The sequence below is a fragment of the Flavobacterium sp. B167r genome, from assembly GCF_056824315.1.
In genome coordinates, this window is sequence record NZ_CP124859.1 from 2,767,129 (window position 1) to 2,780,324 (window position 13,196).

Annotated in this window: 13 protein-coding genes and 2 pseudogenes; 3 read left to right on the forward strand and 12 right to left on the reverse strand. The window is 33.0% G+C overall.

Annotation, left to right across the window (positions count from 1 at the left end; genetic code table 11):
• Positions 1-34 precede the first annotated feature (34 nt).
• From QLQ96_RS12260 to QLQ96_RS12275, 4 genes are all read right to left on the reverse strand, one after another.
• On the reverse strand, positions 35-679 hold the full coding sequence (locus tag QLQ96_RS12260; RefSeq protein ID WP_482490847.1) for an alpha/beta hydrolase: 645 nt from the start codon (positions 677-679) through the stop codon (positions 35-37).
• A gap of 118 nt (positions 680-797) precedes the next feature.
• Positions 798-1,127 (reverse strand): hypothetical protein, encoded by a 330-nt coding sequence (locus tag QLQ96_RS12265; RefSeq protein ID WP_379695942.1) that lies wholly within the window; start codon positions 1,125-1,127, stop codon positions 798-800.
• Between the two features lie 4 nt (positions 1,128-1,131).
• Entirely contained in the window at positions 1,132-2,385 is a 1,254-nt protein-coding gene (locus tag QLQ96_RS12270; RefSeq protein WP_482490849.1) for a dihydroorotase, read from the reverse strand.
• A gap of 68 nt (positions 2,386-2,453) precedes the next feature.
• Positions 2,454-4,382: a BatA domain-containing protein gene (locus QLQ96_RS12275; protein WP_482490851.1), complete on the reverse strand. Its 1,929-nt coding sequence runs from the start codon at positions 4,380-4,382 to the stop codon at positions 2,454-2,456.
• A gap of 265 nt (positions 4,383-4,647) precedes the next feature.
• Here QLQ96_RS12275 and QLQ96_RS12280 point away from each other — a divergent pair, with 265 nt between their 5' ends.
• The gene (locus tag QLQ96_RS12280; protein ID WP_482490852.1) at positions 4,648-5,760 is read left to right on the forward strand and encodes a lactonase family protein; all 1,113 of its coding nucleotides are present in this window, start codon (positions 4,648-4,650) and stop codon (positions 5,758-5,760) included.
• A 171-nt stretch (positions 5,761-5,931) separates the two neighbouring features.
• Here the strand turns inward: QLQ96_RS12280 and QLQ96_RS12285 are convergent, their stop codons facing one another.
• Positions 5,932-7,278: a DEAD/DEAH box helicase gene (locus tag QLQ96_RS12285; protein WP_482490854.1), complete on the reverse strand. Its 1,347-nt coding sequence runs from the start codon at positions 7,276-7,278 to the stop codon at positions 5,932-5,934.
• 215 nt (positions 7,279-7,493) lie between these two features.
• On the opposite strand from QLQ96_RS12285, the gene QLQ96_RS12290 reads away from it, so the two are divergent.
• Positions 7,494-8,117, forward strand: a complete 624-nt coding sequence (locus QLQ96_RS12290) for a hypothetical protein (RefSeq protein ID WP_482490856.1) — start codon at positions 7,494-7,496, stop codon at positions 8,115-8,117.
• Positions 8,118-8,132: 15 nt separating this feature from the next.
• Here the strand turns inward: QLQ96_RS12290 and QLQ96_RS12295 are convergent, their stop codons facing one another.
• The 3 genes and pseudogenes from QLQ96_RS12295 to QLQ96_RS12305 all read right to left on the reverse strand — a co-directional run.
• Positions 8,133-8,897 (reverse strand): TIGR02757 family protein, encoded by a 765-nt coding sequence (locus QLQ96_RS12295; RefSeq protein ID WP_482490858.1) that lies wholly within the window; start codon positions 8,895-8,897, stop codon positions 8,133-8,135.
• Between the two features lie 118 nt (positions 8,898-9,015).
• A pseudogene (locus QLQ96_RS12300) lies at positions 9,016-9,462 on the reverse strand (ABC transporter ATP-binding protein); the annotation flags it as partial.
• A 216-nt stretch (positions 9,463-9,678) separates the two neighbouring features.
• Positions 9,679-9,894: pseudogene (locus tag QLQ96_RS12305) on the reverse strand (ATP-binding cassette domain-containing protein); the annotation flags it as partial.
• Positions 9,895-10,263: 369 nt separating this feature from the next.
• Here QLQ96_RS12305 and QLQ96_RS12310 point away from each other — a divergent pair.
• On the forward strand, positions 10,264-10,557 hold the full coding sequence (locus QLQ96_RS12310) for a hypothetical protein (RefSeq protein WP_482490860.1): 294 nt from the start codon (positions 10,264-10,266) through the stop codon (positions 10,555-10,557).
• On the opposite strand, the gene QLQ96_RS12315 is transcribed toward QLQ96_RS12310, so the two are convergent.
• The 4 genes from QLQ96_RS12315 to QLQ96_RS12330 all read right to left on the reverse strand — a co-directional run bounded on the left by QLQ96_RS12315 (position 10,554) and on the right by QLQ96_RS12330 (position 13,133).
• Entirely contained in the window at positions 10,554-10,856 is a 303-nt protein-coding gene (locus QLQ96_RS12315) for a DUF6787 family protein (RefSeq protein ID WP_482490862.1), read from the reverse strand. The genes QLQ96_RS12310 and QLQ96_RS12315 overlap by 4 nt on opposite strands.
• Positions 10,857-10,887: 31 nt before the next feature.
• Entirely contained in the window at positions 10,888-11,322 is a 435-nt protein-coding gene (locus QLQ96_RS12320) for a DUF6146 family protein (protein WP_482490864.1), read from the reverse strand.
• A 193-nt stretch (positions 11,323-11,515) separates the two neighbouring features.
• Complete coding sequence (locus QLQ96_RS12325) at positions 11,516-12,079, reverse strand: DUF937 domain-containing protein (RefSeq protein WP_482490866.1); 564 nt, start codon at positions 12,077-12,079, stop codon at positions 11,516-11,518.
• 103 nt (positions 12,080-12,182) lie between these two features.
• Positions 12,183-13,133 (reverse strand): D-2-hydroxyacid dehydrogenase, encoded by a 951-nt coding sequence (locus QLQ96_RS12330; RefSeq protein WP_155100731.1) that lies wholly within the window; start codon positions 13,131-13,133, stop codon positions 12,183-12,185.
• Positions 13,134-13,196: the final 63 nt, after the last annotated feature.

Here is a 13,196-nt window from a genome sequence, read left to right on the forward strand (position 1 = left end):
TTATAAAAGATTTAGTGTAAACTGCGACTTAAAACTAGCTCAAAAGCCAATTTTTAAAATCAAAGAAATTTTGTGGGGCAACTCCATGTCCAACAGGATATTCTTTGTAAACCACATGAATATTTAATTTCTCTAAGATAGCAGGTGTTTTTCTAGCCCATTCAATTGGAATAACCTGATCTACAGTTCCGTGTGAAGCGAATATTTTTAGGTTTTTGAAGTCATTTTTTTCAAATCCTTCTTTGATAATTTCTTCATTGAAATAACCGCTCATAGCAACTACTCGCTGAATTTTTTCTGGATAAGAAAGTGCTGTAGCATAACTTAAAATCGATCCTTGGCTAAATCCGATTAAAGTAACATCATTAGCATTAACTGGATAATTTGCTACTAATTCATCAATAAAAGAAGCAATTCTGTCTCTTGAAGTTTTAGCTTGTTCGTTATCCGAAAATTTATTTTGATCTGCATCGAAATTAATTGCGTACCAAGCATAAGCTCCGTATTGCAAATCGTAAGGCGCTCTTGCAGAAATGATATAATAGTTATCTGGAAGTTCAGAAGCAAAAGAAAATAAATCTTCTTCATTACTTCCATATCCGTGCAATAAAAGCAATAATGGATTTTTATCTAAAATTACTTTTGGTTCTCTTATTTTATATTCTAAAGATAGATTCATTTTAATTGTAAATTGTGAGTTGTGAATTTTAGTCGCAGTCGCAGTCTCGGTTTTCAGATTTCAACTTTGGCAGTAATTTAGTTTCAAGTTTCAGGTTCCAAGTTTGGAATTCTAAAATTTACCCAATCTTTTTAAACCATTTTTGAAACAATTCCCCAACTAAAGGAATTGGTCTCATTTGACCTTGAATAGCATTAAAAATACCGAAAGTCCATAGAATTGAAATACAGATCCACATTGGGAAAGTGATAAAAAAACTATCGAAATTACTGATGATTGCTCCAAAGGAGATAAAAGTTAAAGACAAACCTAAAGCTTGACGGATATGAAAAGAAGCAAAACTGTTTTTGTTTTCAGAATTCATGCTCATGGCAATCAAAACGCCAATGATTAGAATGTAACTCGTAATTGCAATTGATTTTCCTTCTTCGACTGAATTATTATTCATTGTATTATTTTGTAACTAGTTGATTTTGATTTAAAATTCCGTACACAGAACCTTTAACTTCAGTTCCTAAGAAAGCAGAATTTTTAGATTTTGAAAGAATATTTTCTTTCGTAAAAGTTGATTTTCCTTCTGTTGAAAATAAAGTGATATTTGCTTTTGCGCCTTCTTCAATTGTGCTGTTTTCTAATCCGAAAACAGTTCTTGCTGCAGTTAATTTTGCCACAATTGTTTCTACAGGTAAAACCGTTAATAAAGCTCCGAAAGCACTTTCTAGACCGATAGTTCCGTTTTTAGCCGTATCAAATTCCATTTTTTTGAATTCGATATCAATCGGATTATGGTCTGAAGTAATCATGTCAATAGTTCCATCAGCAATTCCGTTAAGCAAAGCTTGTCTGTCAACTTCTGTTCTTAATGGCGGTGTAACTTTAAAACGAGTATCAAATCCGTCTAGTTTTTCATCCGTTAAAACCAAATGATGTACAGATGCGCTGCAAGTTACGTGTAAACCTTTCGCTTTAGCTTCTCTAATTAATTCCACCGATTTTGCAGTTGAAATAGTTGGAATATGAAGTTTTCCGCCTGTATATTCTAATAAAAATAAGTTTCTAGAAATCTGCAATTCTTCCGCTAGATTCGGAATTCCTTTTAATCCTAATCTTGTCGAAACAATTCCTTCGTTTGCAACGCCATTTCCTTTTATGTTTGGATCTTGCGAATAAGCGATTACCAATCCGTCAAAATCTTGAACGTATTGTAAAGCAATTTTCAAAATATTGGCGTTGTCGATACTTTTGTTGTAATCTCCAAAAGCGATTGCTCCAGAATTTTTCATATCAAAAAGTTCTGCCATATCTTTTCCTTCACTAGCTTTTGTCAAAGCGCCGATTGGGAAAATTTCTGTTGCAAAACCATTTGCTTTATTTTTTACAAAATTTACCTGAGATTGATTGTCAATAATTGGCAGAGAATTTGGTTGCAATGCAATCGCCGTAAATCCGCTTTTTGCTGCAACACTCAATCCGTTTGCGATAGTTTCTCTGTCTTCGTAACCTGGTTCTCCAAGAGAAACGCTGCTGTCAAACCAACCTTGAGAAACATGAAGATCGTCAAATCTCACAACCGTTTCATCATTGTCGTGAGGAAGAGAAATTCCTATTTTTTCTATTACACCATCTGCAATTAAAAGATCAACGGTCTGATTGTGAAACGGACTTTTTGAGTCGATAATTTTGGCGCTTTTGATGATTAGTTTCATATGTAGATTATTTTTTATCGTAAAAAGATATTTGCAAAATGTGAGATGTTTTAGAAATCACCATAACTCTATTTTACAAATTTTATAATTGCCATTTCTAATGCTAAAAATAACAGTGCAAAGATAACAAACCATTTCCAAATTTGGCTGTCTGTTCGTTCTGTTTGTAACGTATTGAAAATGGTCGAAATTGTATCAGCGGTTTTAAAATCGGAAACAATATTTGTGTTTACCTGACTCAAATCGCTTTCGGTTCTTTTGTAATTAAAACTAATATTTTCAACCCATTCTTTTTTATCAAAAACACTATAATTTCCAGCAGTTTCAGGAAAATCATTGAATGTTAATTTGACTTTATTGTTTAAAATTTGTTGAATCGGAATAAAAGAATCTTCAGTTCCTTTTACTTCTAAAATTGCATCTTTCGTCAATAAAACATCAACAAAATAAGGTTGATTGTTTCCAATTGTCAAAGAATTTACGCCAGTTTTCTGATTGTTCTGAGCAATTTTATAAAATAAAGGAACAATTAAAGGCGATTGCTGGAAGTTTGAATTAGCACTATTTATTGGTGCTGTAAAAACTGTTATTCCAGAAACTTGATTTTGAACAGAAGTCACAAAAGCCGTTTGATCTTCAAAAGAAAGTACAGCCGGATACGGACTAGAAACGGCAAATGCATTGTTTACTTTTGGATATTGGAAATTCGTTATTTTGTTTTCGAAAACTCCTGAAAATAAAGGATGATCGAAATTAATTTTAGTGATTAATTTATTGTTAGTTTGTAAATTCCCGAATTGAATTTTTCCGAAATTCCCCAACAATGCATTTAAACTCGAAAGAGAAGTTTTCTCAGAAGGAATCACAACCAAATTTCCACCTTTAGAAACAAAAGCTTTTAAAGTCGTTTGTAATGCCTGCGGAATATCAATTAATTCGTTTAAAATGATAGTATTCTGTTTTTCTAAACTATTATAGTCTAAAGCACTAATCGAATAATTGTGGTAATTGAATTCGCCCGAAGTATAAATTCTCGATAAGAAATTGCTTTTTTCAGGTTCGCCAATGCTAATTACGTTTGTTTTTTTGTTTTTAGAAATGCTGAAAAATAATTTGTTATCATAAGTTAAACCATTGTCTTCAATTGCAACATATCCGTGAAAAGCTTCTTTTGGAATCGTGAAGTTGATTTTCTTTTTCTTCGCATCAAAATTGACGATTGTTTTGGCAATCAGTTTGTTTTGATTGTAAAGGGCCGTTGAAACAGGTTTGAAATCTTCGCCATAAGCTGATAAATTAATGCCGATTTCGTAGAAGTTTTCTAAAGTCTGATTGATGTAAACGCTGTCAATCGAAACATTATTTTTTTGTTCTGCTTCTGGAACTATGAAATAAGGCTTTTCGTCAAAATCTATAGATGTAATAGCTGCCTCTTTTAAGCCAACAGCATCTGTAATAATTACAATATCTTTTTTATGAGCAGATTTATGTGCTTTTATTTTTGCTGTAATGGCAGAAAGATCAAATGAAGAAGCGCTGTATTTTAAGTTTTGTAAAGCACTTTTAGAAGATTTAATATCAGTATTCCAGAAATTTTCAGTGTTCGTTAAAAGTGAAAATTGAGTGTTTTCCGGAGTGTTTTCAAGCAATTCCTGAACGGCTCTTTTTAATAATTCACCCTTTTTGCCTTTTGCCTGCATACTAAATGAATTGTCCAACACAATATACATTTCGTTTGATGCGTTTTTGCTATCAGCAGCTTCAAAAAAAGGCTGCGCAAACGCGATAATCGCACAACTAAGCAATAATAAACGTGTCGCTAATAAAAGACGTTTTTTGATTTTGGAACTCTTACGAGTCTGAACAGCAAGCTCTTTTAAGAATCGAACATTGGTAAAATAGGAAGTTTTAAATCGTCTTAATTGAAATAAGTGAACCAAAATTGGAACGATCAATAAAAACAGAAAGTATAGAATTTCGGGATGTTTAAAATGCATTCTGGCTTCGATTTACTTCACTACGTTTTGTTTTTCGCGAAGATGCTGGTCAAAAATACAAATTAAAAACTTATTAAACCATATAAGTTCATTTAAGAGATTATAAGTAAAGCCAAAAGTCGAAAATCAAAAAGTGAGATGGCTTATATAACTTACATGAACTTATATGGTGAAAAAAAATGTAACTTTTGTAATTTCTTGTCACGAAGAAACTGTTTCAAATAGATATATTGCTTATTTTAGCTAATACAAAAAAAAATAAATTATGAAAAAAATATATCTAGTCTTGTTTTCTGCTTTATCAATAACCGCAGTTAAAGCTCAAAATAAATTCAATTTATTAGTTGGAACTTATACTAATACGTGCCAAAGCAATGGTATTTATGTATATGAATTCGACACAAATACAGGGGAGTATAAATTAAAGAGTTCTTCTGAAAATGTTGTAAGTCCGAGTTACTTATCTGTTTCTGCGGATAATAAATTTCTTTATGCTGTAAACGAAAATGGGACACAGAGTACTGTGAGTTCTTTTTCGTATGATTCGCAAACTGGAAAAATCAATCTTTTAAATAAAAATGATGCTTTAGGAGCAGATCCGTGTCATTTGATAAATGATGATAAACATGTAATTGCAGCTAATTATTCTGGCGGAAGCATTGCGGTTTTTAAGAAAAATACAGACGGAAGCATCACAGAAGTACAGCAGTTAATTCAGCACGAAGGAAAAGGACCAAATGCAGCGCGTCAGGAAAAAGCGCACGTGCACATGGTAGTTTTTTCTCCAGATAAAAAGTTTGTGCTTTCCAACGATTTAGGTTTGGATAAAGTTTTTATTTATAAATACAATCCAGCAGCGAAAAATGATATTTTGACGTTAAAAGGAAGTATTGATGTAAAACGAGGAAGTGGGCCAAGACATTTGACTTTCAGTAAAGACGGGAAATTTGTGTATTTGGTTCAAGAGTTGGATGGAACTTTGACGACTTTAAGCTGGGATAAAACAGGAAGCTTAAAAGTAATTGCAGAAACAAGCATTCTTCCAAAAGATTTCAAAGGAGGCACAGGAGCAGCAGCAATAAAACTTTCGCCTGACGGAAACTTTTTGTACGTTACAGATCGTGTAGATGCCAATGCAATTTCAGTTTACAAAATTCTTAAAACAGGAGCTTTAGAATTAGTTGAACAGCAAAGTACATTAGGAAAAGGGCCAAGAGATTTTGCTATTGACCCAACAGGAAATTACGTTTTAGTCGGCCATCAATATACTAACGATATTGTTATTTTTAAAAGAGATATCGCAACAGGAAAACTTACAGATACTGGAAGAAGAATTCAGATGTGTTCGCCCGTGGGGCTTTTGTTTACGAAAATTTAGTAAAAAAGATGCTAAGGTTCTAAGTTGCTAAGATACTGAGATTCTAAGCTACTAAGCTTTAAGCTTGAAAATAAAAAGGGTAAAGATTTTTAAATCTTTACCCTTTTTATTTTATGTGAAAAAACTTAGAACCTTAGCAACTTAGTGTCTTAGAATCTAAAAAAAAACTTTTTATTTTTTCTTCTTCTTCTCGTTTCTTGTCTTCAACATATTTCTGTTGACAGAACCGTGGGTTTTCTTTTTGGTTTTTGAAGGACCGCCAAGATTGACTTTTTTGTTCTTTTTAGATTTTTCATGAAAAGCGCCATCACCTTCTAGTTTTACCTTTTTCATTAAAAACTTTCTTGGCAATTTGTCTTTCTCAGGTTCGATTAATTTTACTGAAATTTCAACTTCTTCAGGGAAATCAACAACTTTAAGTTCTGTCTCCATTAAAAGTTCTGTTTCAATTTTGAATTCTTCCTCTCTTGGAGTAACAAAACTAATTGCTGTTCCCGTTGCGTCTGCACGACCTGTACGACCAATTCTGTGCATGTACAATTCTGGTTCTTCTGGAAGCTCGAAGTTAATTACGTGCGTAATATTCGAAATATCCAAACCTCTCGCCATAACGTCGGTTGTAATTAAACCGCGAAGATTTCCTTCTTGGAATTCTGCCATTGTGCTCAAACGGTAGTTTTGAGATTTGTTCGAGTGAATAACACCAAATTGTCCTTCAAAAAGCTCATCAATACGATTGAAAAGCATATCTGAAATCTTTTTGTTATTTACGAAAACCAAAATACGACTCATGCTTTCGTCATTTTCCAGTAAATGTTTTAAAAGATTTACTTTAGTATTGAAATTCGGAACGTTATAAGTAAGCTGTGTAATTTTTTCTAGTGGAGTTCCCGATGGAGCCAAAGTAACTTCTTCTGGAAATTCAAAATAATCATTTAACAAATCATCAACTTCATCAGTCATCGTTGCAGAGAACAGAATATTTTGACGTTTAGTTTTCATCATAGCAAAAAGAGCAGTCAGCTGTGGTCTGAAACCTAGATTCAGCATCTCATCAAACTCGTCGATTACTAATTTTTGTGTTTCGTCAAAACGAACAACAGCGTCAAGCGCTAAATCCATTGTACGTCCAGGCGTTCCGACTAAAATGTCAACACCTTCGTAAACGGCTTTCTTTTGTGTATTGATGTTTACACCTCCATAAATACCCAAAGTTTTAACTGACATATATGTAGTCAGTTTTTCAACTTCTTCTACAACCTGAACTACTAATTCACGAGTTGGAACTAGGATTACGATTTTTGGCGTATTGGTGTGAGTAAATTTGTAAAGCTTTAAAAGAGGCAGTAAATAAGCAAAAGTTTTACCAGTTCCGGTTTGTGCAATTCCCATCATATCACGTCCAGACATGATTACAGAAAAAGATTTTTCTTGAATAGGAGTAGGCGTAACAAATCCTAATTCGTCAACTGCTTTTTGTAATGATTTTGGAAGATTAAATTTTTCGAAAGTGCTCATTTGCTTTAAATTTTGTGCAAATGTACATTAAATTCATGGTTAGAGCACTAATTTTTTCGAATCATCTAATAATTTAGAGATATAATTGATTGATTTTCAGTTTTTATAGAGCTTCAGATTCCTCTTATTTATTTTTTTAAAAGTGTTTTGCCAAACAAAAAGCTATTTAGAAATTTTGAATATTTTTGAAGTGTAAAGAACAGATCGTAAATAAGATGGGAACATTTTCGCAAACCAATATTAAATGTAAAGATTTAGATGTTGTAATTAATTTAGTAAAGAAGTATTTGCCCATTGGCAGAGAAATTTGGCTAGATAACAGAAAGGAATGGTTTTATAATTTGCCTCATGATGAAAATCAGTCTGAAGAGAGAAATGGAACTATTATATTGTCTCAAAATCAAAGTAATAATTGGGTTGAGATTGAGTTTGATTTTAATGGTAATTTGTATTTTTATGATGAAATTTTAAGGCGTATTTCAAAAGATTTAGAAACCTTAATTTTATTAGTTTATTATCAATCGACAATTGGAGAAGGAAGGTTGGCGAAATTTGAAAAAGGGCAATTAGATTTATCCTTTTATGAAAGATATTTTTACTATAAATTTCATGGAGATGATTCACCTCCAATAGATAGAATTTATGTAGCGGATAATTTTGGAATTGCAAGTTCAACTATCGAATCACTAAAGAAAATGAAGTTAGGAGAAGATTCGTATTTAATTGACCATGAATTTATATATGAATTTTTATACTCTGAAGGCTGGGGCGGGGGAGTTAATTCGGAGAAAGATTTTTTTTCAGACGAGAAGTATTTGCATTTAGAGCAATTAAAATAATTATTAAAATTAAATCTAAAACCCTTCAAAAACCCCTAATCCAAACAAAGCGAAATCATATTTTACAGGATCTAAAGCGTCCATTTTTCTTAATTTGGTATCTAATTCTAGTAAAGCTTTGGCATCGTTTTGCTTTCGCGAAAGGATTCCAAGTTTGCGGGCTACATTTCCAGAATGAACGTCTAGCGGACAAGATAAAACTGCAGGAGAGATGCTTTTCCAAATTCCTAAATCGACTCCTTTTGCATCTTGACGAACCATCCAACGCAGGTACATATTGATTCTTTTTGCAGCAGAATTATTTAACGGATCTGAAATATGTTTTTGAGTTCGTGCTAAATGATCGGTTTCGAAGAATATTTTTTTGAATTCGCTGATGCTTTTCTGCAAACTGTCTTTTTCTTGATTTTTAGCAAAAACAGATTCTAATCCGTTGTGGTTTTTGTAGATATGTTGCAAACCTTTTATGAAGCCTGCAAAATCATGCCCGTTGAAAGTTCTGTGAACGAAAGTTTCTAGTTTTGCCAAGTCTTCATCAGAATGCGACATAACGAAATCGTAAGGCGTGTTGCCCATTAATTCCATCATTTTATGAGAATTCTTGATAATCATTTTACGGTTTCCCCAGGCAATTGAAGCGCTTAAAAAACCTGCGATTTCGATATCTTCTTTTTGAGTAAAAAGATGCGGAATCTGTACAGGGTCGCTTTCTATAAAATCCTGATTGTTATATTGAATGACTTTTTCGTCTAGAAATTCTTTGAGTTCTTTTTGGTTCATTTTCAATGAAATCTTCTTATGAATTTGAGTGCCCTAGCCCTGATGGGAGCGGCATCCTTTTGTGGCGGGGTTCGCCGCAAAAGATATAGCGGACAGCAGGAAATAGCTCCTGATTATCCTAATTGCTGATTTGCCCGTCGACCATCACTAATTTTCTGTCAGCCATATTTGCCAATTCTTCATTGTGTGTTACAATGACAAAAGTTTGTCCAAACTCATCTCGAAGCTGAAAAAATAGTTGATGCAGGTTTTCGGCAGAATGTGTGTCTAAGTTTCCAGAAGGTTCATCGGCAAAAATGACATCTGGTTTATTGATTAAAGCTCTCGCAACGGCAACGCGCTGCTGTTCACCGCCTGAAAGTTCGCTCGGTTTATGATTGATTCTGTGCGAAAGTCCAAGATAGTTTAAAAGTTTTTTTGCTTCTTCTTCTGTTTCGGCGGTTTTTTTGCCTGCAATATGTGCTGGAATACAAACGTTTTCTAGCGCTGTAAATTCAGGTAAAAGCTGGTGAAATTGAAAAATGAATCCCAAATTTAAGTTTCTAAAATCGGATAATGTTTTATCATGTTTGCTTTTCTTTTTGAAATAACGATTATAATAAATCAGCATTAAAAAAAGTGGCATTATTAATATTCCCCAATTGATATATCCAAAAATATCATTTTCTATTTTATTTCTAAAAAGCAAAACAAACACTGCGAGTACAACAAAATAAAGAGCTCCGAGCCAAGTAATGATTTTGAACGCTTTTTCTTGGTTTGATTTGTCGTTTTTGATGTTTTGCAACTCCAAAACGTTCCTGCCATTAATTGTAAGAGATGAATCTGGATTGTGATCAGGCTTATCTAAAGTTCCTAAAATTTGCAGTAAAGTTGTTTTTCCAGCACCCGAAGCGCCTACGATAGAAACAATTTCACCTTTTTTAATATGTAAATCGACTCCTTTTAAAACTTCAAGTTTGTCGTAGAATTTATGTATGTTTTTTGCGTGTATCATGTAATGAAACTGTTTTTACAAAGAAACGAAGATTATAATCAATATCAAAAAGTCGAAAGTCGAAAGTCAAAAGTTGAAAGTCAATTCTAGAAATACCAATTTATGAATTCTAAATTCCAAAAAAGAGCGAGGCGATTTTTAAAATCTAAAATCTAAAATCTAAAATCTAAAATCTAAAATCTAAAATCTAAAATCTAAAATCTAAAATCTAAAATCTAAAATCTAAAATCTAAAATCTAAAATCTAAAATCTAAAATCTAAAATCGGTACGTAAATTGATATGGGAATATTGGAAATTAAATTTAGAAAAGAAATAATATAGTTTCATGAATTATTTTTAATTTCGATTAACTTAAAAATGAATGTGTTATGCAAGATTTAGAAATTGCTGAAGATAACAGAATGTCAAAATTAATTATAGGATTAGTTTTGGACGCAATTGGTATGATTTCGTTTTCGATTCCTTTTTTGGGTGAGTTTTCAGATGTGGTCTGGGCGCCTATTGCAGCTATAATTATGGCAAGAATGTATAAAGGAAGAGTAGGGAAGGTCGCAGGAGTATTGACTTTTCTGGAAGAGATATTGCCTTTTACAGATGTGATTCCGTCTTTTACCTTGACTTGGATTTATACTTATTTCTTTAAGAGAAATAGAGAAATTTAGTCTTTAAATAAAAAACCAAGTCCCATATTTTTAAGCATTTTCTTTTCGAAGTTCCAAAAGAATTTAAATTGCCCAAAAATAGTTCCGATCGCGACTAGTAAAACCTGATATATAGGAAAGATAACAATAAGGCGAATAAGTGTAAACCAGCCTCCGAAATCTTCTTTAGTAATGCCCAGCCAAACGCAGAATGGTTTAGACAGCCACGCAGATGCCGATCCTGTGATGGCAAAAACGATAAATATAATTACGGCTTGTAAATTTGAGGTAATTCCCCAGCGTTTTTTTAATCTGTCCATTGCTATTTGTAATGATTACAAATATAGCATATTATCTTGATGGAACATAACCCCAAAGCTTTTGTTTGTAAGTATTTTGAAAATAAATCATGTAGTTGTAAATTAAGTAATTTACTTCGTAACCATAATGAATGTCTGGGCGGTAGTCAATTGACATTTCGTACAGATTTGGATTATAACGCTGTGGTTGTAAAACACGACTATTCCATTCTGTTACATACAGGGAGTTTTTGTTTTCAAGATATTGCAATGAATAATAGTTTCTTGGATAAGCTCGAGAAGCAAGCCAGGTTGAGAATCCGTTGTCGATAATAATGACTTCATATTCTAATGAATCGTTTGCAATTCTAATGGTATCGTTTATCTTTTTATTTGATGAAGTATCAGTACTAGCGATATTCTGAGAGGTTGAAGAACACGCAATAATCGTAAATAAAACAATTAATATGGAAATGCATTTTTTCATAAATTAAATTTACGAATAAATGCCGAGAAGAGGATGGAGTTTAACATTCTTTTGAAGGTTCTAAGATGCTGAGGTGCTGAGATTCTAAGTTTCTAAGTCTTTGTTTTTCTTGCGAAAAAAAAGTGGTATGCTGTGCAAACCACTTTAGAATGTCTATATAAAAACTTAGAATCTCAGCACCTTAGCATCTTCTTTACTTGCTCCCAAACAATTTTCCAATAAATCCGGCGATTCCTCCTTTGCTTTTGGTAACTACTAAAACATCTGCAACATCAACTTTTCCGTCGTTGTTTTGGTCAAGTCCGAATTGCATTCCGTATTTAGAAATGGTATCCATTATTCCTGAAGCTTGTCCGCTGTTTCCAGAAATGGAATTTATGATATCTGAAATTTGAAAACTGCTATCGTTTGGATCTTTTGCTTTATTTACTAAAGAACCTAAAATCTGCGGAATCAAATTTGAAGCAACTCCGTTTGAATCAGCACTGCTTAATCCGAATTTTTCACCAAGATTGCCGCTTAATTGCTGTTGAATTTGCTGGACAACAGGATTTGAGTTATCAATGGCTGTACTTCCGTTAAATAATCCGGCAATTTGATCGGTTCCGCCTTCAGAAACAATCTTCTTTAATCCTTCAAAAATAGAATTGCTTGTTTCGCTTATTACGGCTTCATTATGTTCGTTTGGAACAGCGTTATTGTTTACCACAGCATCGCCTCCGTATTGCTGTACTAGTTGGGTTAATTGTTCAAACATGATCTTTAGGGTTTAGATAATTCAATCAAATTTAAACAAAAAAAGAAAGGGATTTATTAAACTGTGTTAATAAATCCCTTCTAAGTGATTTAATTATAGTTAATTAGCTTAACAAAGTAATGATTTGTGATGCTAATTCAGTACCAATTCTGTCTTGTGCTTCTCCAGTTGCAGCTCCGATGTGAGGAGTCAAAGAGATTTTAGAGTGCATTAAGATTGCCATTTCTGGTTTTGGTTCGCTTTCGAAAACATCTAAACCTGCAAAAGCAACTTTTCCTGAATCTAAAGCTTTAACTAAAGCTACTTCATCAATAACTCCTCCACGAGCACAGTTTACGATTCCAACACCGTCTTTCATGATTGCAAGTTCTTTTTCTCCGATGATGTAACCATCTTGAGCAGGAACGTGTAATGTGATGAAATCAGCTTCTTTAAATAAAGATTCTAAAGATTGAGAAACAATTGTAGTTGTGATTGATTGTCCGTCGAAAAATTCAACTTTTACATCAACTTGTGGGATGAAACTATCTGCAGCGATAACTTTCATTCCTAAACCAAGAGCCATTTTTGCTGTAGCTTGTCCGATACGACCAATACCAACAATACCTAAAGTTTTACCTCTTAATTCAGTTCCGTTTGCGTAAGCTTTTTTCAAACCGTCAAAGTTTGAATCTCCTTCAAGAGGCATATTTCTGTTAGAATCATGTAAAAAACGCACACCAGAAAATAAGTGTCCGAAAACCAATTCAGCAACAGATTCTGAAGATGAAGCAGGAGTGTTAATTACATGGATTCCTTTGCTTTTAGCATAATCCACATCGATATTGTCCATACCAACACCACCACGACCGATGATTTTGATACCAGGGCAAGCATCGATAATATCTTTACGAACTTTAGTTGCACTACGAACTAAAATTACGTCAACATTATTTTCATTTATAAAATTAGCTACTTGTTCTTGAGCAACTTTTGTAGTGATAACTTCAAATCCACCTTTTTCTAAGGCTAGAATTCCGCTTTTAGAAATTCCGTCATTTGCTAATACTTTCATTGTGTATGTTGTTTATTTGGTTAATCGTTTATTTGTTTAATCGATAAACCAACTATTTGATTT

Bases quoted from the DNA above. Each gene is read 5' to 3' on its own strand.
- QLQ96_RS12260 (WP_482490847.1), bottom strand. From the start codon at position 679: ATGAATCTATCTTTAGAATATAAAATAAGAGAACCAAAAGTAATTTTA.
- QLQ96_RS12265 (WP_379695942.1), bottom strand. From the start codon at position 1,127: ATGAATAATAATTCAGTCGAAGAAGGAAAATCAATTGCAATTACGAGT.
- QLQ96_RS12270 (WP_482490849.1), bottom strand. From the start codon at position 2,385: ATGAAACTAATCATCAAAAGCGCCAAAATTATCGACTCAAAAAGTCCG.
- QLQ96_RS12275 (WP_482490851.1), bottom strand. From the start codon at position 4,382: ATGCATTTTAAACATCCCGAAATTCTATACTTTCTGTTTTTATTGATC.
- QLQ96_RS12280 (WP_482490852.1), top strand. From the start codon at position 4,648: ATGAAAAAAATATATCTAGTCTTGTTTTCTGCTTTATCAATAACCGCA.
- QLQ96_RS12285 (WP_482490854.1), bottom strand. From the start codon at position 7,278: ATGAGCACTTTCGAAAAATTTAATCTTCCAAAATCATTACAAAAAGCA.
- QLQ96_RS12290 (WP_482490856.1), top strand. From the start codon at position 7,494: ATGGGAACATTTTCGCAAACCAATATTAAATGTAAAGATTTAGATGTT.
- QLQ96_RS12295 (WP_482490858.1), bottom strand. From the start codon at position 8,897: ATGAACCAAAAAGAACTCAAAGAATTTCTAGACGAAAAAGTCATTCAA.
- QLQ96_RS12310 (WP_482490860.1), top strand. From the start codon at position 10,264: ATGCAAGATTTAGAAATTGCTGAAGATAACAGAATGTCAAAATTAATT.
- QLQ96_RS12315 (WP_482490862.1), bottom strand. From the start codon at position 10,856: ATGGACAGATTAAAAAAACGCTGGGGAATTACCTCAAATTTACAAGCC.
- QLQ96_RS12320 (WP_482490864.1), bottom strand. From the start codon at position 11,322: ATGAAAAAATGCATTTCCATATTAATTGTTTTATTTACGATTATTGCG.
- QLQ96_RS12325 (WP_482490866.1), bottom strand. From the start codon at position 12,079: ATGTTTGAACAATTAACCCAACTAGTACAGCAATACGGAGGCGATGCT.
- QLQ96_RS12330 (WP_155100731.1), bottom strand. From the start codon at position 13,133: ATGAAAGTATTAGCAAATGACGGAATTTCTAAAAGCGGAATTCTAGCC.